We start from the raw sequence: 20,764 nt of genomic DNA, 5'->3' as shown, positions 1-20,764 counted from the left end.
GCACCGAGCGGGCGCACCTTCTGCGTGTCGACGGCGCGTTCGCCGTGAAGAACAAGGAGCACGCACATGGACCACGTCATCGCGGGGGTTCGGGGAACACGGGCTCGGTCGTCGCCGACACGGCGCCACCGCAACCATCGCTTGGAGGTTTCAGCATGAAGGCCGCAGTCGTACATGCGCTCGGTGTCCCGCCGTCCTATGGCGATTTCCGTGAGCCGGAGCCCGGCGACGGTGAGACCGTGGTGACCGTACATGCCGCTCCGCTCAGTCCCATCGTCAGAGGCCTGGCCTCGGGCAGGCACTATGCGAGCGGAAAGAGCGGCGGCTTCGTCCCAGGCGTCGATGGCGTCGGCACAGACCCTGCGGGGAGGCGTGTCTACTTCCTGTTCCCCAAGGCGCCCTTCGGCTCGATGGCCGAGAAGGCGCTCGCCATGGACAGCATGCTCGTGCCGGTGCCCGACGCGCTGTCCGATGAGCAGGCCGCAGCGATCGCTACCGCGGGGCTCGCCTCCTGGATTGCGCTGTCACGCCGGGCGCTCCTCCAGAAGGGCGACACGGTGCTCGTGAACGGCGCGACGGGCGCGGCAGGGGGCATGGCGATTCAAACCGCCCGTCACTTCGGAGCGAGCAAGGTGATCGCTGTCGGTCGCAACAAGGTGAAGCTCGACCGACTCGACGCCGACGTGAAAATCGCCTTTGACGAGGACGCGGATCGATCACTACGGGCTCAATTCGATCAAGGCGTCAACGTCGTACTCGACTTCGTGTGGGGCGAGCCTGCCGTCCGCGTTCTCCGGGCAGCGACGAAGGACCGTGGGTCCAGGGCTGGCGAGCCACGCCTGCGCTTTGTTCAGCTGGGTACGGTGGCTGGAGACGAGATTCCGATCCGAGGTGACATGCTGCGCAGCACGGGGCTCGAGCTCATCGGCAGCGGTATCGGAAGCGTTGCCGTGAAGGAACTGCTGGCCGGGGCCGGCGAGTTGCTGGCAGCGGCCCCGGCGGCCGGCTTTCGTGCGCCGTTCAAGAGTCTTCCGCTCAGCGCTGTGACCGATGCCTGGAACGAGGAGCCGGATGTGCGGTGTCTTCTCCTGCCAAGAGCAAAGGCCTAAGCTCGATCCTCGGCCTGCATGTAAGGAGAACTGGTCATCCGGCCGCCCGCGCGTTTGAAGAACGCGCCCGGCGTGAGCCCGACGAGCTGACGGAAGTCGGCGATGAGGTGGGCCTGGTCATAATAGCCCGCGTCTGCGGCGATGCGCGCCCAGTCGCACGAGGTCGCTGCCATTCGCACCGCGCGTTGCAGGCGGACGGTCCGCGCGAACTCCTTCGGGCCGATGCCGACGTTCTCGATGAAAGCGCGGCGAAGATGCCGCGCCGTGACGCCGAGCCGATCGGCGACACGCTCCACCCGGACCTCGCCCCCTTCGAGCAAGCGAACCGCACGACGGGCGAGCTGCCCCGATGCCGTCTCGAAGGGTTGGCTTTCACGAAGGGCGAGCGCCCGGGCGACACGGTCGATCACGTCCGCGCGGCTCCTCGCGGCGAGTAGCTCACCGCAGAGCTCGCGCGCCGCGCGGCCCCACACGTCCTCCAGCGGAACGATCCGGTCCGTGAGCTCGCTCGCTGCCACGCCGAGCAGCGGAACCGACCAGCCTGGCTTGAACCGAAGAGTGACCGTCCGCGCGATGCCGGTCTTGCTCTTGAATATCGCGCGCGTTCGGGGGCCCGCGACCCACACGTCCCCCTCGCGCCCCCCCTCGAGCACTCGAAAAAAGAGGCCCGTTCTGCCGTCGGGAAGCCACTCGACGTCGAACACCTGACCGGGGGGTGCCGCGACATCACGGACATCCTCGACGAAGCGCAGGAGCGCGAGGGTGGGGAGATCCATCGCTGCGGCCACGTCCGTTATTCTTACGCCTCTCGTGCGGCCGTTCAAGCCGACGCGGGTGCCCGCGTCGATCGGCTACCGCTCGCTGTCGAGCGCCTTCATGTGCTGGGCGGGGTAGCGCGTGCCGCCGATCGCGTCCGCTGGCACGATGCTCTCGAGCGCCGCGACGTCGCTCGCCGACAGCGGCTTGTCGAGGGCCCCGAGGGCGTCGTCGAGCTGGGCTCGGGTGCGGGCCCCGACGATCGGCACCAGCGTGGGCTGCTTCGCCAGCACCCACGCGAGCGCGACCTGAGCGGGCGTCATCCCTCGCTCGCCGGCGAAGGCGTGGAGCTTCTCGACGACGCTCGCGTTCTTTGCCCCTTGCTCGCCTGCGAAGCGTGGCATGTGCTGCCGGAAGTCCCCCTTTCCCGAGGGCTTGCTGCCGGTGAGCAGCCCCCGCGAAAAGACCCCGTAGAGCGTCGCGCTCATCCCGAGCTCTGCGAGGGCAGGAAAGATGGATGCCTCGGGCCCGCGCGTCGCGATCGCGTACTCGATCTGCAGGTCCACGATCGGGTGCACCTTGCTCGCACGCCGGATCGTCTCGACCCCCACCTCGGACAGCCCGATATGCCGGACGAAGCCGGCCTTGATGAGGTCGGCGATGGCCCCGACGGTGTCCTCGATGGGTACCTGCGGGTCGAGACGAGCGGGGCGGTACACATCGATGACCTCCACCCCCAGCCGTTGCAGGCTGTACGCCGCGAAGTTCTTCACGGCCGCCGGGCGGGTGTCGATGCCCAGCGCGGCGCCGTCCGGGCCGCGCATCGCGCCGAACTTCACCGACAGCTGGACCTTGTCGCGCACCCCCTCGATCGCGCGCCGGATGAGGAGCTCATTGTGCCCGTTACCGTAGAAGTCTCCGGTGTCGATCAGGGTGATCCCTCGCGCGATGGCGTGGCGGATCGTCGCCACGCTCTCGGCGTCCTCGGCCGGGCCGTAGGCGCCGGACATCGCCATGCAGCCGAGGCCGACGGGAAAGACGCTGGGCCCGGTCTTGCCCAGCGGAGTCGATCGGAGCGGGGAGCGGCTCATCGCGGCGTCGAGGTGGGTCATGTGGTGTTCATGCCACGCGCCCGCGGCCTCCGATTGGAAGAACCGGACATTTCCACGATCCGGCAGACGACGACCATGTCGTGCACCGGCTCGTGCACGGCGAGTTGCTCATGCGGCGCGGGACGAACGTTCAAAATGTCCGCTCCTTCCAATCGGAGGGCGGCGGCAAGAGGTACGAAGGCGGTGAACGTACGCTGTATCCAGCCAACCACCGTCAGGAGCGAGAACATGCAAGACAAGCGCGTCGCCTTGATCACGGGTGCCAATCAGGGGATCGGGCTCCAGATCGCAAAGGAGCTCGCTGCGAAGAACTTCACCGTCCTGGTCGGTTCGCGCGACCTCGCGCGCGGAGTGGAGGCGGCCAAGACGATCGGCGGAGATGCCCGCGCGCTCCAGCTCGACGTGACGGATCGGGCTTCGATCGCCGCTGCGGCGAAGCGCATCCGCGAGGAGCTTGGCCGCCTCGACGTGCTCGTCAACAACGCGGCCATCTCGCATACGGGACGGCGGCCGGGCATGACCGTCGAGGAGTACGCCAGGTCGACCCTCGCGAGCAACGTGTCCCTCGATGAGCTGCGCGCGGTGTTCGAGACCAACGTGTTCGGCGTCGTCGCTGTCTTCCAGGCGATGCTGCCGCTCCTGCGCGAGGCGCCGGCGGCCCGCATCGTCAACGTGTCGAGCGGGGCTGGCTCGCTGACGATGAACGCGGATCCGAGCTTCCCCTGGCGCTCGATCTTCGGGCCCGTCTACCCTGCGTCGAAGACGGCTCTCAACGCGATGACGCTCGCCATGGCGATCGAGCTGGAGTCGACCGGCATCAAGGTCAACGCCGCCTCCCCCGGCTTCACCAAGACGAACCTCAACGACTATTCGGGCACGGAGACCGTCGAGGAGGGCGCCCGCGAGGCGGTCCGCCTTGCGCTGCTCGGCCCGGACGGCCCGACGGGAACGTTCTCGCACGCAACCCTCGGACGGCTCCCGTGGTGACGGAGTCTCTCGGGCGCGCGCATCCAGGTTACGGGTCGTCCGCGGCTGACGGCCACCTCGATCATGGAACGGCCCCCAGCAACGGCGTCATGTCCGGATCCGCCTTCTGCATCGCGCGCTGATACGCGGGGCGCGCGCCGATCCGCTGCAGATAAGCCAGGATGTTCGGCCACGGCGAGAGATCGTACGGCTTGAACAGCCGCATGGTGGTCAGCGAGAACACCGTCATGATGTCCGCCGCCGTCAGCTCCGGACCGGCGAGATAAGGCGCCTCCCCCAGACGCTTCTCCACCGTGGAGAAGATCAGGTTGAACCGTTCCTTCGCCGCCTGCAGCGCCGCGTTCTTCTCGGACGCATCGACGCGCTCCAGGTACCACACCCGCAAGACGGCCGGCTGCAAGGTCCCGTTGGCGAAGTGGAACCAGTAGAGATAGTCGGCGAATCCGGGCTCGCCGCGCTTCACCGCGAGCCGCCCCTCACCATGGGTCGCGATCAGATAGTCGGCGATCGCCCCGGATTCGCCGAGCACCAGCTGCCCGTCGGTGAGGATCGGCGCCGTCCCCATCGGGTGCAGCGCCTTGTATTCCGGCGGCGCCAGCCTGTTGTCCTTCCGGCGCTCATACCGTTTCAGCTCATAGTCGAGCCCAAGCTCCTCGCAGAGCCAGACAATCCGCTCCGACTGGGAACGCCCGAGGTGATGCACGGTCAGCACGTTGTTCTCCATGAGCTCAATGTACGACCGCACGTCGCGAGGTGCTTGCCGGTAGCTCTTTGCTTCTTGCTCGATCCTCTCACCGGAGACACAAACGCGTGACGGTGCTACGCTCGCCGCATGAACCTGGCGGCTCTCGCCGAGCTCGCTGCAAGCCAGCTCCCTCGCCCGAAGGACCGCGCTAGCCAGTACGTGCGACCGCTCAAGAACCTCGGCATCCTCCGGCACCACCAGCCGACGTCGTTCGAAGCCGCGGTCTTCGAGCCGGTCATGGGCCTTGTCCTCCAGGGGCGAAAAGAGACGGTGCTGGGAGCCGATTCGTTTCCGATGGGCGTTGGCGAGTGTCTGCTCATCAGCCACGACCTTCCGGTGATCGCGCGCGTCACGAAGGCCCCGTACCTCGTGCTGCTCTTCGATGTCGAGCTGGATACGCTGCGCGACCTGTACGAGGCGATGGCCGACTCGCTCCCCTCCGCCGCGGAGTCTCGCTCGCTCGCGGTCCACACCTGTGATGCCAGGCTCGTCGACGCGCTCCATCGCTATCTCGCGCTCGCGGGCGCGCGGACGGATGCAGCGGTGCTTGGTCCGCTCGTCTCGCGCGAGATCCACTACCGGCTCGCGACGGCGCCGTTTGGCGGCATGTTGCGCGACCTGATCCGCCATGACAGCCACGCCAGCGCGATCGCGCGCGCGATCGCACAGCTGCGGCGTGACTTTCGATCGCCCGTCGAGATCCCCAGGCTCGCGCGCAGCGTCGGGATGAGCGCGTCTTCGTTTCACAAGCACTTCAAGGCGATCACGGCGTCATCGCCGCTTCAGTATCGGAAGGGCTTGCAGCTCCTCGAGGCCCGCCGCCTGTTGCGCGCCGGCACGATCTCGGTCTCCGCGGCGGCGTTCGACGTCGGCTACGAGAGCGCGGCACAGTTCAGCCGCGATTACGCGCGCAAGTTCGGCGCATCGCCGAAACACGACATCCCGGCAGGATTGCTGACCCGCGATGCTAGAGGTTGAAAGTTTCCTGGATTCAATGATTTGAGAAACCCGACCGCTCTACCCGGAAGCAAGGTCCAGGAGTCAGGAATGCGAGAAAGAGAGAAACCGCAAGGGGCGCAAGGGGCGCAAGGGGAAGACAAGAAATTATCTCGTCTCTGGTCCCTTGCGCCCCTTGCGCCCCTTGCGGTTTCTCTTCCCTTCTGTTGATTTCTTCAGGACTTCAATGTGATCGGTGCTCTAGCCGGCGAGCGACGCCTCCAGCCGGTTGCCCGCCGCGCGGTGGGCGAGCACCGCCAGGGCCTTCTCGACGATCACGCCCCCCGCCTCCGCCGCGGGCAGCCCGCCAGCGTGGATGTTGGAGATCACCGTGTATTCGAAGCCGATCGCAGGATTGCCGCTGAAGGCGGCGGCGGCCTCCTGGTCCGCGCCGGGCGTGAGGCGGTAGGCGAGGTAGGCCGAGAGGCTGCTCGACGCCAGCTCGCCGCTCCCCGGGCGCTCGCCGAGCAGCACGACGACCAGCCGCGCCGCGAGCCGCTCGGCGACGGCCTCCGCGAGCTTCACCCGGCCGTAACGCGCGAGCAGCGGCTGGCCGACGGTCACGCCGCGCGCCCCCAGGCCGTCCAGCAGGACCGGGAGCAGGTCGGGGATGTTGCGGTGGACGGCCTCGGCGCTCAGGCCGTCCGACACCACGATCTGCACCTCGGTTTCCTCCGGCGCGAGCCGGGCTGCGCTCTCCGCGGAGAGGCGCGCCCCCGCGTCGGCGGAGCCGAGGTGCTCTCCCTTGCTGGCCGCCGCCGTGGAGATGAGGCGAAACGCGGCGACGCGGGCCAGCTCGCCCTCGCGCAGCTCGGTGGCGAGCGCCGCCCGCGCGATGGCCTCGTCACGCCGACCGTGGCGGCTCACCGCGTTGGCCGGGCGCGGGCCGGCGGTGGCGAAGCCATAGGCAGCGGGCGTGGCCGCGAGCAGCTCGGCGAGCTCGGCCTCGTCCGGGCAGAACTGCCGCACGTCGCCGAAGCGCGGCCCGCGGGTGATCGCGCCCGCCTCCCCCTGCCCCTCCCCCGCGCGCGCCAGGATGCCCCGCTCGAGGGCCCACTCCAGGAACTCACCCCCGGGCGCGCGGCCGTGGAGCTCCCGCAAGGTCTGCACGTCATGCCCGCTCGTGTCGAAATAGGCGAGCATGCGATCGGTGTTGAGACAGACATCCATGTAGTAGTTGGCGCCCGCGGCGGTGAGGAGCTGCGTCGCCATCTGCTGGCCCTCCAGCGTGACGTGGGCATGGAGGGTGTAACAAGGGGCCATGCCCATGGGCACGCCGAGGAGCTTGCCCATGAAATGGTCCTGGAGGTTCGCGAGGATCATCTCGCGATCGTCGAGGTGCGTCTCCGGGCCGATGAAGCCGGTGACGTTGTTGAGCATGAACGGGTCCCAGCGGCGGGCGAGGCCGTAACAGAGCGCCTCGGCCGTGGCCATGTCGATGCCGTCGTGCTTGCCGTACGTGAGCTCGCTGCCCTGGCCGGTCTCGAAATACATGAACTGCTCGGCCTGGCCCGCGAGCGGGCCGCGCGCGGCCATGCGGCGATAGCCCTCGTCGATGAGATCCACGGTGACGTCGAACTCGGTGACACAGCAGGACTCGGTGCCTGCCAGGCTCTGAAAGAGGATCTCCACGGGCGCGCCCTGGTCGAGCGCGGCGAGCTGCACCTTGAGGTGCGACAGGCAGCAGATCTGCGTGGGGACGCCGGTCGCGCGGCGGATGCGGTCGAGGTGGCGGAGGATCGCGGCGGTGGTCTCCACCGTTCCGGCCGCGGGGTTGACGCCGAGCAGCGCGTCGCCGGCGCCGATGGAAAGGCCCCAGTAGAGCAGCAGGGTGATGCCCCGGAGATCGTCGGTGGGGTGGTTCGGCTGGAGGCGCGAGGCGAGCGTGCCGGGGGCGCCGAGGAGCGTGCGGGCGCGGGTCGGACGGCTGATCTTGCGGGCGAGGTACACGAGCTCGTGCACGTCGCAGAGCTTGGCGAGCGCCGCGGCCATCACCCCGGTCAGGGCGCGGCCGAGGCGCGCCACCTCCGGGCCAGGAGCGCGGAGCAGGTGGTCCTTGAGCTCGCCGAGGCGTATCGAGGCGATCCGGGCGAAGGCGTCGCGGTCGATGTCGTAATTGACGCGCATCACCGCGTCGATCTCGCCCCGCGCGCCGGTGAGCGGGTGATCGTGGAGGTGCTCCAGCGTCAGCTCGCCGAGCAGCTCCCGCGCGGCCTCCCGCTCCGCGTCGTCGCTCGCCGCGAGGCCTGCCTGGCGATCGCCGGCCTTGCTGCAGTCGGCGGCGCCGAGGAGCCGCTTCAAGCCGCGGAACGAGCCGCCGTGGCCAGGCAGGCGAGCCGCGTAGACGACGTCGGTCCGGGGGCGAGGGACCTCGATCCGATCGAGCGGGGTCGGTTCCTTCACGGCGCGCTCCTCCCTTCACGGAAGGTTCGCCGAGCGACGTCATGGCGTCATCCCGTAGAACGAGACAGGCAGGATCTGATCGCACAGGCGGCCGACCTGGACGAACCGGGCGCCGTGCGCCCGCACCTCGTCGATGACGACGAGATCGATCGGCAGCGCGCCCCAGCCGGTCACGTAGCCCCCGAGCGTCTTGCCCGCGTTCTGCGCGGTGAGCAGCACGAGGGGGTGCTCCGGGATCGATCCGGCCCGGCGCAGCGCACCGGCGATGCGCGCGCCGAGGCGCTTGAGGGTCGTCGCCAAGACGTCGTCGAGGGCGATCTCCAGGCAGCCGCCGCGCGTGCTCCGGCGGAAGAGGTCCACGGCGTGATCGAGCTCGGCGTCGGAAGAGGCCGGCGAGAGGCGCGCCAGGATGGGCAGGTCGCGCAGGGGCAAGCGCTCGGGGCGCGGGAGGAACAGCGTCGCGCCGGAGAGCTGGGTGGCGTGGCGCAGCAGGCCGTACGCCGTGGCCCGGCCCATGCTGGCCGGCGTCGCCACCCGCGCGCTCAGCCGAGGCGAGGCGAGGATCGCGCGGGCGAGGTCCACGCCGAGATCGCCGTGGTGCGCCGGCTCGGGCAGGGGGCGCCCGGCCAGACCGGCGTAGATCAGCTCGCCCACGCCCCCGGAGAACGTGAGGGTGGGCGCCGCGATCCCCTCTGGCAGCGCGAAGGGCACCTGCACGTGGCGCGCGGCGGCGGGCGTGTCGAAGGCGGCGGCGCGCCCCGTGATCGCCGCTTCGAGCAGATCCACGTAGAAGGCGACGACGGCCTCGGCCTCGGCCTGCGAGAGCACCTCGCCCGGGCCGCGGCGGAGCCCGAGGTGGTCGAAGGCGGCGCGGGCCTCGGGCGAGAGCGCGCGGAGGCGACGCGAGCGCGGGTCGAGCGCGACGTGGCGCGCGCCCACGAGGAGGCAGCCGGTGCGCTGGACCTCGCCGGCCAGGCCGAGCGCGATGTTCGTGGTGCCGCCGCCGATGTCCAGGTTGACGAGGGGCTCGCCGGGGCGCGCGCGCGACAGGGGAGCGGCGCTGCCCATGAAGGCCACCCAGGACTCGAGGCAAGGGTCCTCGGCGACGGCGAGCAGCGCCTCTCCGACGCGCGCGCGGATCAGCGCAGCGAGCGCGTCGGCGTTGCTCCGGCGCGCCGCGAGGCCGGTGATGATCGCCCCGCCGCCGAAGAGGGCCCCGGGCGCCACGCCCGCCTCGGCGAGCCAGCGATCGAGGAGCGCCGCCGCGGCGTCGAGATCGAGGGCGTCGCCTGCGAAGGGCGTGAGCGCCATCTCCGATCGATAACGCTCCTCCAGCGCGCCGAGCTCCACCCGGCCGCTGCCCGCGGCGCGCGTGAGCGTCGCCGAGGCGGCCACGGCGCAGCTCGTGGTGGAGCCGAAATCCAGGCCGAGCAGGGTGACCTGGGCGCCCATCACCGGACCGTCCTGATCTTCATGGCCAGGCCACAGTCCTACCGCACCGGCGCCCGCGCGCCGCTCCACGTCAGGGACGTCAGAGCACCCGCTCGAACGCGGCCTGCAGCGCGTCTCGACCGCCGCGCTCGACGACGTCGCCGTGCCCCACCACGATGCGCTCCGGCGCCCACGCGAGCATCCGCTCCACCGAAGCGCGCACCGCCGCGCGATCGCGCATCATCGATCGCGCGATGCGCGACGGGCCGAACCTCCCGTAGGCGCCGTTCAGGCGCATGAAGAGGCGCGTCGAGAGGTGCTCGCTCTGCGCGATGTGAAAGCAGAGATCCCAGACGAAGAGGGTCCTGCTCGGCCGGTGGAAGAAGACCGTCTCCTCGAGCTTCGGCATCCCGCCGACCGCCACCTGGTCGATCTCCGCCGACCAGAGCGGGTCCGGCGCGCCGTCGAGCACGCCGGTGAACGTCACGTCAGGGCGCTTCTCGCGGAGCCCCCGGGCGCCGTACAGCCGCGCCCCCGGGAACAGCCTCGCGGCCGGCGAAAGGCCGAGGTGGTGCAGCAGGTTCGGCGCCACGATCGCCCGCACCTCCCCGAGCGCGCGGATCTCGTCCGCCTCGCGCTCCACGCTCGGGAGCGGCGAGAACAGCACCAGCCCGCCGTCCTCGAGGCGCACGACCGGAGATCGCACGGGAAAACGGAGAAACCCCAGCTTCAACGTGTCTTCCGCAGCCCAGAGGGATTGATCGAGCCGTCGCAGCATGCTCCAATTGGTAAATCAGCTTGACCATTTGGTCAAGTAAATTGACCATTATGGCCAAGCACAACCTCGATCCACGTGACGTCGCCGAGCTCGAGCGCCGCAAGCGCGCGAGCCTCGGGCAGCTCTTGCTCCGCTCGGCGCGGCTGCTCGACGAGCGGGCGGTGGCGCGCGTCACCCGGCGCGGCGCTACCGGAGTGCGCCGGGCGCATACGGCGCTCATGCCGTACATCGACCTCGAGGGCACGCGGCAGATCGACCTGGCGGAGCGCGCCGGCGTGACGAAGCAGGCGGTGGGTCAGATCGTGGAGGAGCTCGAAGCGGCGGGCGTGGTGGAGCGGACGCCCGATCCGGAGGACCGGCGGGCGAAGCGGGTGCGGTTCACGCCGCACGGGCTGAAGGCGCTCCTCCACGGGCTCGGGGTGCTGCAAGAGCTGGAGGAGGAGCTCACGCGAGCCCTGGGGGAGAAGCAGATGGCCTCGCTGAAGAAGGGGCTCACCGCCCTGCTCGCGGCGCTGGAGGCGCCGGAGGCCCCGGAGACGCCGCCCGAGGGCCGGTGAGCGGCGGCGCGGCGGGGCTCCCGGGGGCGCCGGCGGGGTGGGGCTCGAGGCCCAGCGCGTGCGGCAGGAGCCGCGCGATGTTGCGCGCGTCGTCGATCGCGCGGTGCTGCGTCCCCTGAAACGAGAGGCCGACGCGGCGCAGGGCCTGCCCCACGCCGAGCTCACGCTCGGCGCCGAGGCGGCGGGCAAAGGCCCGCTTGAGGTTGAGGTGATCGCCGCCGAAGGGCAGCGCCACCCCGTGGCGGCGGGCGTCGCGCTCGAGCTGCCGTTTGTCGTAGCCGCCCCAGGAGCAGAAGAGCGCCTGTTTTCCGCGCACCAGCTCCCTCAGCCTCGCCACGGCCGCGGGGAAGCGCGGCGCGGCGTCGACGTCGGCCTGGCGGATGCTCGTCAGCTGCATGCAAAACGCCGAGAGGCGCGGGTTCCGGATCGGGCGCACGAAGCACTGCAGCTCCGCGGCGGGTCGAAGGGTGCTGGCATCGACGAGCACGGCGCCGACCTCGATGATCTCCATCTCGTCGCGGGGGAAGGCGGGGTCGTCGCTGCAGGTCGCCTCGAGATCGATGACCAGGTAGTGCGTGGGGGAAGACATCGGCGTTCTCCTTGAATTCGTTGCGGGTAGTCTGCGGTCGCGATGACCGGAGGACCCGGACACGATTCCGGACACGCCGCCCCAACGGGCTCGCCCGCGCGGCGGCGATAGCGCTCGCCGAGTCGGCGTCCCGTCACGCGGGCGACAGCGGCTTCGTCCGGCTACGGGCGATGGCGCAGCTCCTCCTCGCGCGCATCCTGGGCGAGGAGGAGGGGGCGGCGGCGCGGGCGCGGGCGCTCCAGATCGCGCGGCGGCTCGAGGACGAAGAGCTCCTCTGGCGGGGAGAGCGGCTCGCACCGCGCCGATCGGGCGCAGCGCCGCTCGTCAGGAGAGCACGTCGGAAGCGTCCTTTGCTTCGAGGGCGTTATCGACCCACCGATCGAGGGTCGCAGGGTCCTTGCACGCCTGGATGCGCTCGCGATGGTCGGCGGTGAGGGCGATCCCTGCGCGCGCCACCAGCCGGAGCAATGCGTCGCGCTTGGCCTCGAGGATGCCCTCGAGCTTGCCCTCGATCCGGCCACGATCGATGAGCTGCTGGGCGAACGGGGGAAAAGTTGCCTTGCCTTCGGTCTGCCGCTCCATGATCAGCGCCTCCAGGGCTCTCCGCATGGGTTCACGCAACGCATTGTAGACGATCTGGAAGTACACCGCCGCGTACTCGTGGTCGAGCCGCCCGAGCGCCCCCAGCGCGGACTGGACCACGGCGAGGCCGTTCGGTCAAATGAGGCGCGAGCGACGGATTCTCGCGGAACGAATATGCGGGGGCGAACCGTCGCGATCCGTCACTTCACCCCGGATTTTGGTGGCACCAGACCACCGATCGCACCCGTTTGGAAGGCATGGCCCCAACCCGGGCCCAAGCGGCGAGCCCCGTGCCCGGGGAGCTCACGACGGTCGATCCGTCGCCTCGATCCCCCGTGGTCGCGTCCCTTGCCGGCACTCTGAGCCGAGCCGTCGCCCTCGGGGACGTGGCTTACGAGCGCTCTCACCGAACGGCGCGCGCCTCCGCTTGGGCACAGGCCGTGCGTCTTGCACGAGCTGGTCTATTTTGTCGTCACACAGGACACGTCTTCCGTCGGAGAAGTCAAGTCCCCCACCTTTGACTCTAGCTCTTGAGACGGATAGTACATCACGAAATTATAACACATCTCATCCTGCGTCCGCTCCCCGAATTCCACGGCACTGTTGCCCGGGTTGTCCCACGCGCAACGCGTCCTCACGGTGTCGCCGCCTCGAAGGATGGTATCGTTGTCGTACCAGATCTGGTTGTCGAAGTTCCACGGATCGGCGAGCCCCAGGTTGCTCGGCTCGCTGCCGTCCGTGGGCACCGTGTTGCTCGACAGGTGCTTGCCGAGGATGTGCATGTGCGGCATAACACTGATCACCGAAATCGCCCCCATATCCCGCGGGAACTGGTAATCGCAGCTCACGTCGAGCGAGCCGTGAGGCGGGATGTTGATGTCTTCTGTGCCGAACGCGAAGATGCCGGCGTCGTTGGGGCGGAGCTCCGTCGTCGTGCAGACGTCGAAGCCGGTGCTGTCTTGCTGCCCGTCGAGGCCCTTGATGTTGCTGTAGTGCACCTGGATTGTGAAGTGTGCCGTGCCTTCCAGCGGGAAGCCCGCCTCTAGGGGCAGCTCCGTGGCCTTGCCGCCGGGCGCCCAGACGGCCAAAAGAGGCCCCATGATGTCGCCCCCATTGCACGGCGTGGGCGTCGAGGGAGACGCCTCATCCGCCTTGAAGAGCAGGATATGGTGTACAATGGTGCTGTTGTCGATGCGCGGCACGACCCCGACGAGGTGTCGTTTCTGGCCGATCTCTACATCGACCCCATAACACATATACTGGTCCTGGACGCCCTTCGGCATGACGTAAGGCGCGGACGGCGCTAGCAGGACATCCGGTGTGCAGCTCAGGGTCGGAGGGTCGATGGTTCCGCCGCCGCCCGGGTCGACGCACGTGTCTTTACCGGCCGGCATGCCGGCGGCGATCCATTGATCGAAGATCGCGAGCTCCGCGGCGGTCAGGCGCTCGGTTGGGGGCGGAGGCATGGGGCGCGCGGTGTCGCGGGCGCGTGCGGCGACGAGCTCGTAGACCTTCTTGTTGGGATCGCTCACCGCGGGCGCGACCAGATCGCTCCGGTCGACCAGCGGGAACGGCGCGCCGAACTTCGGGGACGCCCCGTGACAGGTCTGGCACTTCGTGGAGAGGATCTTGTCGACGTCGCACGGCAGCGCTTCCGCGTTGCCGTTCTCCGGACCGGAGCCGGATGAGCCGCTGCTGCCCTTCTCGGCGTCGCTGCACGCGACGACCACGAGAGCGGATAGGAAGGACAGCGCCGAGAACAAATAACGACTACGATTCATGCGAGCTCCTCGGGGAAAAGTGCGACCTGAATCGGGGTTGGAGGGTATGGAGCGCTGATCTGCAGCTTTTCGGAAGGGCGGTCGAAGACCGAGATTCCGAAAAACGCCGTCGAATTGGGTGGAAGAAGAACGCGCGCCGCGAGCTCCCGAGAACAGCGGGAGACCTGGCGCGTGAGAGCACCGGCGACCCAGGTCTACGGACGGGCCGGCGACCTGGCGTCGGTGCTCCTTCGGTGAGTGCCCGCCCGCTCTGAGACTGTTCAACGGTGCGCTCACGCGGAAGGTATCGAGGCGCTCGCGCGCCAGGAGGCGCGGTGCCGTCGGGTCAAAGCTCGGCTGCGGACTAGGGTCGCGCGCGGGGATCCATCTACGGGGCGCGCCCGAGCCCGCTACTGAGGCTCAGCGGCGTGCTCGGGCCGAACGCGCCGTGGCGCGCCGCCGTCGTGGTGTACGGCCGCGGAGGCGTTGCGGCGGCGAAGGCAGCCCACGACGCCCCGAAGCGGAAGAGGCGCAAGGGCAAGGAGAAGGAGGACGGCAACGCGGCGGCGATCTACTGCCACCTACATGAGGTGGGCAAGCTGCGCGCACGCCTCCAGCCATGTCTCCCATGAGCGTAAATGAGCGAAATGAACCATGGTTCAACCACGTAAGTCGCCGTGTCGCTCCACACGCGGCGGCTCAACCGTGCAGGCCGGCGCCGAGCACGCCCTCGCGACGAGGGCTTCCCCTGGCGGCGCCGCCGCGATAGGACAGCCCCGTGACACGCACCATCGCACGGTGGATACCCCTCCTCGCAGCGCTCTCCGCCGGGTGCGCCCCGGCGCCGCCCCCCGCAGCCCCGACGGCCGAAGAGGTCACCGCCACGAAGGCCGCCAGCGTGGCGCTCACCGCGCTGTTGAACCGCAAGTTCGACGTCCAGGGCTGCGACGCCTCGGAGGCGCGCGTGGTCCAGGAGGCCGAGGCGCGCGCGGGCACGCCCCAGGGCGAGCGCTGCGCCATCCTCGTCGCGCGCAGGAGCGACCGGACATGGCTCGTCGCCGTCCGCTCCTCGCTCTCGTCAGCCTCCGTCGGAGCGCAGGCGCTCGTGACCGTGCTCCCCGAGGCCGAAGGCGTCGGCGCCATCGAGTACACGCGCTGATCCGCGCGGCGGCCGCGCTCACCGCGCCGTGGCGACCAGGAACAACCTCCGGAACGGAAACGGCGTCTTCCCGTCCGCCGCCTTCGGATACGCCGCCGCCACCCGCCCGCCGTACTCCTCCAGGAACTCGGCCCGCTCCTGCTCATCGAGCGCCGCGAGCAGCGGCCGCAGCGCCGTCCCCTTGGTCCACTCGACGACCGGATTCGCGCCCTCGAGGACGTGCAGATACTCCGTCTCCCAGATCTCGATCCGCGCCGCGTGCGGCGCCAGCACCCCGTAATATGCCGCCGGCGCCGCGACCGGGCTCTCCCTCACCACCGCCGCCAGCTTGTCGCGGAAGCGAGGCAACCGGCTCGCCTCCACCATCGCCGTGTGCGACGCCGCGCCGTGGTTCCTCGGCATCTGCACCGCCAGCACGCCGCCGGGCAGGAGCCGCCCGAGCAGCGCCGGGAACAGCGCCTGGTGGTCGTCCAGCCAGTGCAGCGCGGCGTTGCTGAAGATCAGCGCAGGCGGCGCGGGCGGCGCGAAGCGCGCCATGTCGCCCTCGACGAACCGCGCCCCGGGCAGCGCGGCGCGCGCCTGCGCAAGCATCTCCGGAGAGCTGTCGACCCCGAGGATCCCCCGGCCCGGGAAGCGCTGCGCCACGAGGCGGGTGATGTTGCCGGCCCCGCACCCGAGATCGACGATCTCGCCCGGCGCGGTGAGGTCGACCCGGCCGAGCAGGTCAATCGCAGGGCGCGCCCTCTGGTCCTCGAACTTCAGGTACTGCGCAGGATCCCAGTCCGCCATCGCGCCCTCCACCTATCCAGCGCGGCAGAGCGCGAGCTCTCCCGCCGCCGTTTCGTTTCCCTACTTCCAGCAGATCCGGGCGCGCCTGTCGACGCAGAAACCGAGGACGGCCCCGGCGGCCATCGCACCCGCGAGAGCGCCGGAGCCGCCGAGCGTCGCGCTGGACATCCCTGCACGGGAGCGGCACCCTCGCGCCGGTGGATGCTCCGGAGATCTCCGATCTCCTCGTCGACTACGATCCCGACACCCTCGCGCGCCTGCCCGTGCGCCGGAGCGCGGTGGTCGAGCGCCTCCGCGCCGCAGGCCGCCCCGGCGCAGCCCGGCTCGCCGCGCGGCTCCCGGCGCGGGACGATCTCCTCGACGAGGCCGCCGTCGACGCGCTCCTGCTCCGCGTCCACGCCGAGCTGCAGCGCCTGTCCGAGGAGTTCGACCAGGGAGAGCGCGTCCGCTTCGTGCTCGCGCCGCTGCTCGACGCGCTGCGCGCCGCCGGCGCGCCCCGGCCCCTGCGCGTCGTCGACGTGGGCTGCGGGCTCGGCTACGTCGTCCGCTGGCTCGCCGCCCGCGGGGCGCTGGGCGCCGACGTCGAGCTCGTGGGCTGCGATTACAACCGCGCGCTCATCGAGGCTGCGCGCGCCGCGGCCAGCGACGAGGGCCTCCCGTGCCGCTTCCACGTGGCCAACGCGTTCACGCTGCGCGAGCCCGCCACCGTCTTCCTGTCCACCGGCGTGGTTCACCATTTCCGCGGCGACGCCCTCGTGTCGTTCTTCCGCGAGCAGGCAAGGGCCGGCGCCCTCGCGTTCCTCCACTTCGATATCAAGCCGAGCCACCTGTCGCCCCTCGGCGCCTGGATATTCCACCAGGCCCGCATGCGCGAGCCGCTCTCCCGCCACGACGGCGTCCTCTCCGCCCTCCGCGCCCACGCCGGCGGCGCGCTCCTCGCGGCGGCGCGCGCGGGCGCCGAGGGCCTCTCCTCCGCGCTGTTCGACGGCCACATCGGGCCCTTTCCCGTCCTGCGCATCATGCACGCCGTGATCGGCCTCCGCCCGGACCTGCGCGCGCCCTTCGCCGAGCAGCTCGGGCCGCGCGCCGGCCGCCGGCTCGGGGCGTTCTCGTGATCCCCGCGCTGCTCACGCTGCTCGCCCTGGTCGACGCCGCCTTCTGCGGCTTTCGCGACGCCGCCGGCCGCAACCCGCGCATCGAGAAGCGCGCCTATTTCCTCCGCGCCGTCCGCCGCGGCGCCCTCGCAGGGCTCCTCGCCGTCGCCGCGCTCGCGGCCCTCACCTTCGCCGTGCTCGGGCTCGCGCCCGACCCCGCGGGCCTCTGGATCGATCTGCTCGCGGCCGGACGGCGCCTGATCCTCGTCTACGGCGCCTACGCCACCCTCGTCTGCACGGCCCTGCTCGCCTACGCGCTGCCCCTCCACGAGGCGCGCGTGCTCGCCAGCGTGACGATCCTGGGCCCGCTCACCATGGTGCGCCCCTGGGTCCTCGCCGCGGGCGCGCTCCTCGCCGCGCTGGCCGCCGCGCGCGCGGAGACGGCCGCCCTGGCGCTCGCCTCCGCGCTGGCGATCGGGCTCATCGAGCGGCTGCTCGGGCGCGGCTGGCGCCGCGGTCGGCCCGTCCCCTTCCAGCCTTCGTAAACGGTCCTCCTCAAGCGGCTCCGGCCGCTACCGCTCGCCGCGCGCGATGTGCGCGAGCAGCACGTCGGGCGCGATCGGCTTGACCAGGTGGGCGTCGCACCCGGCCTCCCTGGATCTGCGGAGATCGTCCTGCTGGCCATAACCGGTGAACGCGATGATCTTCAGCTCTCTCGCGTCCGGCCAGCGCCGCATCCTCCGGGCGACCTCGTAGCCGTCCATCTCTGGCAGGCCGATGTCGAGCAGGACCACGTCGGGCGCGAAGCTGCGCGCCATCTCCAGCGCCGAGGCCCCGTCGTGCGCCAGCCCGATCGCGTGGCCAGCCTGCTCCAGGAGCAGCGCCAGGGTGAGCGCGTGGTCGCGGTTGTCGTCCACGACGAGGACCCGGCGAGGGCGCGTGCTCGGTGCCGGCTCGGCGGCCTCCGCGGGCTCGGCCGCCGCCTCGACGGCCGGTAGGCGTACCGTGAACTCGCTGCCGCGGCCCTCGCCCTCGCTCACGGCGGACACCGAGCCCCGGTGCATCTCGACGAGCCGCTTCACGAGCGTGAGCCCGAGCCCGAGCCCGCCGCGCGCGCGATCGAGCGTCGGGTGCGCCTGCTCGAACAGGTCGAAGATCCGCGGCAGCATCCCCGCCGGGATGCCGACCCCGGTGTCCCTCACCCGGACCACGATCTCCGCCCCCTCCCGGCGCGCGGAGAGCCAGATGCGCCCGCCCTCCAGGGTGTACTTCGCGGCGTTCGTGAGGAGGTTGACGATCACCTGCTCCAGGCGCGCGGTGTCTCCGAACACCGGGAGCGGCCGCGGACCGACGTCGAGCGAGAGCTCGTGCTTCGAGGCGTCGATCAACGGCGCGGCCGCCGCCACCGCCTGGCGGACGACGTCGCGGAGATCGAGCGGCGCCTGCTGAAGCGCGATCTTGCCGCGCGTGATCCGCGAGACGTCGAGCAGATCGTCGACCATGCGGCCGAGCTGACACAGCTGCCGCTGCATGACCGACCGCGCCCACGCCCGCCGCGGCTCGGGGACCGAGGGCATCTGCGAGACGCTGAGCGAGAACTGGATGGCCGAGAGCGGGTTCCGGAGCTCGTGCGCCAGCATCGCGAGGAACTCGTCCTTGCGGCGATCGGCCTCCAGGAGCGCCTGCTCGGCCTGCTTGCGCGCGGTGATGTCATGGCAGGAGACGGCCAGGCCGTCGCCGACCTTCACGGCCATGTCGCGCACCCACACGCGGTGCCCGCCGGCCGTGAGCTCGACCTCCGTGTCGTGCGGCTCGCCGGTCTCGACGGCGCGCGCGTAGAGCGGGAACATCGCCGCCCGAAGGTCGGGCATCACGTCGAGGAGCCTCCGGCCGACGAGCGCCTCCAGGGGCATGCGGTGGAGCCGCCCGGCCGCCGGGTTCGCGAAATCGAAAAGGAAATCGACGATCTGGCCCCCGGCGTCCCGCACCGCCTGGAGCACGACGAACGCGTCGAGCGAGAGCTCCTGGGCCGCGCGGAAGCGCTCCTCGGTCTGGCGCCGGTCGGTGATGTCGATGTTCATCCCGACCCACTCGCGCACGCGCCCCTCCGCATCGAGCAGCGGCACCGCCCGGACCTGCGTGCGCCGGTAGCTGCCGTCGGTAGCCCGGATCCGGTACTCCGTCTCGTAACGCGACTTCGTCTCGAGCGCGTGTGTCCAGATCTGCATCGTCCGCTCCCGGTCGTCCGGGTGAACGACGGCCAGCCACCCGTGGCCGAGCATCTCCTCGGGCCTCTGGCCGGTGATGGAACACCAGTGCGGCGAGTGCTGCTGCGTGAGCCCGTCCGGCGTCGTCGTCCAGACCAGCTCCTCGGTGGCCTCGACGAGGCCGCGATAGCGGTCCTCGCTGCAGCGCCACGCATCTTCGGCTTGCTTGCGCTCGGTGATGTCCTTGACCACGCCGATCGTCCGCACCGGCTTGCCGCGCTCGTCCCTGATCACCGTGCCGCGCACCACCGCCCAGCGGACGCGCCCGTCCTTGCGGACGTAGCGCTTCTCGCTGCGCCACTCGAGGTGCCCGCCGTTCAGGGCTTGAACGCAGGTGGCGATGTCCCGCGGGCGATCGTCAGGGTGCGTGAGGTCGGCGAAGGGGCGATCGAGGAGCTCCGCCTCGGAGTAGCCCGTCAGCTCGCAGAACGCCCGGTTGCACCCCAGGATCCGCGCCGTCACCGGATCTCCCATGACGAGGGGCACCCCGGCGAGCTCGATCGCCTGGAGCAGGTCACGCGCGCTCACGAGGTCCGCGTAGATCCCGCTCGCGCTCGGGCGCATCCCCCCCAGCCCAGCGCTCGCCCCCTCGGAGAGCGATGCGCTCGCCGCGCCCTCCAGCTCTTCTTGAGTCGATATCACCCGCCCCCCCGCGACGCCCACCCCGAGACCGCCGGCCTGTGTACCGGCCACCGGGCACGCGGCGTCGCGGCCAACGTAGAGCAACGGGGCGCCCCCGGGCAGCTCGCGAATCGAGCCGGCTCGGCCCTTCACAGCGGCTCCCGCGCGACGGCGTCACACGGCGCCACGTGGACAGGAGTCGCCTCTCGCGCCCCCTCGATACGGGGCCTCTCACCGCGGCGCCTCTCGCCGGGCGGCGCGGGGCCGAGGGCCGCTCGCGCCGACGAACACCTCGACCCGCCGCGCGAGCGCGGGGTAGCATCGCGCGCCGCAATCCACCGATCACCGAGGAGCGCCGCGCGATCCATCGCCGGCCGCACGCAAGACCCTATGAAGCTCGCAGTCATCTCAGGCAGTCACCGCAACGGCTCCGAATCGGGGAAGATCGCCCGCTACGTGCAGCAACAGCTGTCGCCGTCGGCGGACGTCTCGTCCACTTACACGCTCGATCTCGCCGACAACCCGCTTCCGCTCTGGGACCCGGAGGTATGGCAGCCGTCCGAGAAATGGGAGCGCGTCTGGGGCCCCATCTCCGCCGAGCTCAAAGCGTCCGATGCCTTCGTGATCATCGCGCCGGAGTGGGGCGGCATGGTCCCCGCCGGACTGAAGAACTTCTTCCTCCTCTGCTCCCGGGGCGAGCTCGCGCACAAGCCCGCGCTCATCGTCGGGGTCTCCGCGAGCGCGGGCGGCGCCTACCCGATCGCGGAGCTGCGCATGAGCAGCTACAAGAACACGTACCTCTGCTACATCCCGGACCACGTGATCGTGCGCAATGTCCGCGGCCTCCTCAACGACCCGGAGGCGCCGCAATCCCCCGACGACGAGCGCATCCGCGAGCGGCTCCGCTACGCGCTGGGCATCCTCCTCCAGTACGGGAAAGCCCTGCAGCAGGTCCGCGCCAGCGGCCTGGTCGATCTGGCCAAATACCCCTACGGGATGTGACGAGCCCCCGGCGGCGAACACGCTAGT

General features: G+C 70.6%; 21 protein-coding genes. 9 read left to right on the top strand and 12 right to left on the bottom strand.

Annotated elements, in window-relative coordinates; genetic code table 11:
- The first annotated feature begins 155 nt into the window (after positions 1–155).
- On the top strand, positions 156–1,109 hold the full coding sequence (locus WME79_RS48050) for a zinc-binding dehydrogenase (protein WP_437529481.1): 954 nt from the start codon (positions 156–158) through the stop codon (positions 1,107–1,109).
- Here WME79_RS48050 and WME79_RS48045 read toward each other — a convergent pair.
- The 3 genes from WME79_RS48045 to WME79_RS48035 are packed head-to-tail and all read right to left on the bottom strand — an operon-like array spanning position 1,106 to position 3,207.
- Positions 1,106–1,933 carry a helix-turn-helix domain-containing protein gene (locus WME79_RS48045; protein WP_437529478.1) on the bottom strand — a complete coding sequence of 276 codons (828 nt, stop codon included), beginning with the start codon at positions 1,931–1,933 and terminating at the stop codon, positions 1,106–1,108. The two genes, WME79_RS48050 and WME79_RS48045, sit on opposite strands and share 4 nt — an antisense overlap.
- Positions 1,934–1,960: 27 nt before the next feature.
- Complete coding sequence (locus WME79_RS48040) at positions 1,961–2,977, bottom strand: aldo/keto reductase (protein WP_437529476.1); 1,017 nt, start codon at positions 2,975–2,977, stop codon at positions 1,961–1,963.
- A complete protein-coding gene (locus WME79_RS48035; protein WP_437529474.1) occupies positions 2,974–3,207 on the bottom strand; it encodes a hypothetical protein in 234 nt (77 codons plus the stop codon). The genes WME79_RS48040 and WME79_RS48035 overlap by 4 nt, the downstream gene beginning before the upstream one ends.
- Here WME79_RS48035 and WME79_RS48030 point away from each other — a divergent pair.
- On the top strand, positions 3,206–3,964 hold the full coding sequence (locus WME79_RS48030) for an SDR family oxidoreductase (protein WP_437529471.1): 759 nt from the start codon (positions 3,206–3,208) through the stop codon (positions 3,962–3,964). The two genes, WME79_RS48035 and WME79_RS48030, sit on opposite strands and share 2 nt — an antisense overlap.
- Before the next feature lie 61 nt (positions 3,965–4,025).
- Here the strand turns inward: WME79_RS48030 and WME79_RS48025 are convergent, their stop codons facing one another.
- A complete protein-coding gene (locus WME79_RS48025; RefSeq protein ID WP_437540086.1) occupies positions 4,026–4,676 on the bottom strand; it encodes a glutathione S-transferase family protein in 651 nt (216 codons plus the stop codon).
- 120 nt (positions 4,677–4,796) lie between these two features.
- Between WME79_RS48025 and WME79_RS48020 the strand changes: the two genes are divergently transcribed.
- Positions 4,797–5,687, top strand: coding sequence for an AraC family transcriptional regulator (locus tag WME79_RS48020; RefSeq protein WP_437529469.1), 891 nt, complete (start codon positions 4,797–4,799; stop codon positions 5,685–5,687).
- 219 nt (positions 5,688–5,906) lie between these two features.
- Here the strand turns inward: WME79_RS48020 and eutB are convergent, their stop codons facing one another.
- The 3 genes from eutB to WME79_RS48005 form a co-directional block, all read right to left on the bottom strand.
- Positions 5,907–8,108 carry an ethanolamine ammonia-lyase subunit EutB gene (gene eutB / locus WME79_RS48015; RefSeq protein ID WP_437529466.1) on the bottom strand — a complete coding sequence of 734 codons (2,202 nt, stop codon included), beginning with the start codon at positions 8,106–8,108 and terminating at the stop codon, positions 5,907–5,909.
- A 39-nt stretch (positions 8,109–8,147) separates the two neighbouring features.
- On the bottom strand, positions 8,148–9,560 hold the full coding sequence (locus tag WME79_RS48010; RefSeq protein ID WP_437529463.1) for an ethanolamine ammonia-lyase reactivating factor EutA: 1,413 nt from the start codon (positions 9,558–9,560) through the stop codon (positions 8,148–8,150).
- 79 nt (positions 9,561–9,639) lie between these two features.
- On the bottom strand, positions 9,640–10,317 hold the full coding sequence (locus WME79_RS48005) for a DUF4336 domain-containing protein (protein WP_437529461.1): 678 nt from the start codon (positions 10,315–10,317) through the stop codon (positions 9,640–9,642).
- A 50-nt stretch (positions 10,318–10,367) separates the two neighbouring features.
- Here WME79_RS48005 and WME79_RS48000 point away from each other — a divergent pair, with 50 nt between their 5' ends.
- Positions 10,368–10,874, top strand: a complete 507-nt coding sequence (locus WME79_RS48000) for a MarR family winged helix-turn-helix transcriptional regulator (RefSeq protein WP_437529458.1) — start codon at positions 10,368–10,370, stop codon at positions 10,872–10,874.
- On the opposite strand, the gene WME79_RS47995 is transcribed toward WME79_RS48000, so the two are convergent.
- The 3 genes from WME79_RS47995 to WME79_RS47985 form a co-directional block, all read right to left on the bottom strand.
- Positions 10,810–11,463: an exonuclease domain-containing protein gene (locus WME79_RS47995; RefSeq protein ID WP_437529455.1), complete on the bottom strand. Its 654-nt coding sequence runs from the start codon at positions 11,461–11,463 to the stop codon at positions 10,810–10,812. The two genes, WME79_RS48000 and WME79_RS47995, sit on opposite strands and share 65 nt — an antisense overlap.
- Before the next feature lie 324 nt (positions 11,464–11,787).
- Entirely contained in the window at positions 11,788–12,165 is a 378-nt protein-coding gene (locus WME79_RS47990) for a hypothetical protein (RefSeq protein WP_437529452.1), read from the bottom strand.
- A 341-nt stretch (positions 12,166–12,506) separates the two neighbouring features.
- Positions 12,507–13,826, bottom strand: coding sequence for a peptidylglycine alpha-amidating monooxygenase (locus WME79_RS47985; RefSeq protein WP_437529449.1), 1,320 nt, complete (start codon positions 13,824–13,826; stop codon positions 12,507–12,509).
- A gap of 407 nt (positions 13,827–14,233) precedes the next feature.
- On the opposite strand from WME79_RS47985, the gene WME79_RS47980 reads away from it, so the two are divergent.
- Both WME79_RS47980 and WME79_RS47975 read left to right on the top strand, forming a co-directional pair.
- The gene (locus WME79_RS47980) at positions 14,234–14,437 is read left to right on the top strand and encodes a hypothetical protein (protein ID WP_437529446.1); all 204 of its coding nucleotides are present in this window, start codon (positions 14,234–14,236) and stop codon (positions 14,435–14,437) included.
- 146 nt (positions 14,438–14,583) lie between these two features.
- Positions 14,584–14,964, top strand: a complete 381-nt coding sequence (locus tag WME79_RS47975; protein ID WP_437529443.1) for a hypothetical protein — start codon at positions 14,584–14,586, stop codon at positions 14,962–14,964.
- An 18-nt stretch (positions 14,965–14,982) separates the two neighbouring features.
- On the opposite strand, the gene tam is transcribed toward WME79_RS47975, so the two are convergent.
- Entirely contained in the window at positions 14,983–15,753 is a 771-nt protein-coding gene (gene tam, locus WME79_RS47970) for a trans-aconitate 2-methyltransferase (protein ID WP_437529440.1), read from the bottom strand.
- Positions 15,754–15,950: 197 nt separating this feature from the next.
- On the opposite strand from tam, the gene WME79_RS47965 reads away from it, so the two are divergent.
- Positions 15,951–16,868, top strand: coding sequence for a class I SAM-dependent methyltransferase (locus WME79_RS47965; RefSeq protein WP_437529438.1), 918 nt, complete (start codon positions 15,951–15,953; stop codon positions 16,866–16,868).
- Positions 16,865–17,392 (top strand): oxidoreductase, encoded by a 528-nt coding sequence (locus WME79_RS47960; protein ID WP_437529435.1) that lies wholly within the window; start codon positions 16,865–16,867, stop codon positions 17,390–17,392. The genes WME79_RS47965 and WME79_RS47960 overlap by 4 nt, the downstream gene beginning before the upstream one ends.
- 27 nt (positions 17,393–17,419) lie before the next feature.
- On the opposite strand, the gene WME79_RS47955 is transcribed toward WME79_RS47960, so the two are convergent.
- On the bottom strand, positions 17,420–19,888 hold the full coding sequence (locus WME79_RS47955) for a PAS domain S-box protein (RefSeq protein WP_437529433.1): 2,469 nt from the start codon (positions 19,886–19,888) through the stop codon (positions 17,420–17,422).
- A 237-nt stretch (positions 19,889–20,125) separates the two neighbouring features.
- Between WME79_RS47955 and WME79_RS47950 the strand changes: the two genes are divergently transcribed.
- Positions 20,126–20,737 carry an NADPH-dependent FMN reductase gene (locus WME79_RS47950; RefSeq protein ID WP_437529430.1) on the top strand — a complete coding sequence of 204 codons (612 nt, stop codon included), beginning with the start codon at positions 20,126–20,128 and terminating at the stop codon, positions 20,735–20,737.
- Positions 20,738–20,764 lie beyond the last annotated feature (27 nt).

The sequence above is a fragment of the Sorangium sp. So ce726 genome, from assembly GCF_051521405.1.
In the GTDB taxonomy this organism is placed as follows: Bacteria; Myxococcota_A; Polyangia; order Polyangiales; family Polyangiaceae; genus Sorangium.
Note: the sequence above shows the minus strand (reverse complement) of the source record. Positions and strands in the feature narration are given on the sequence as shown.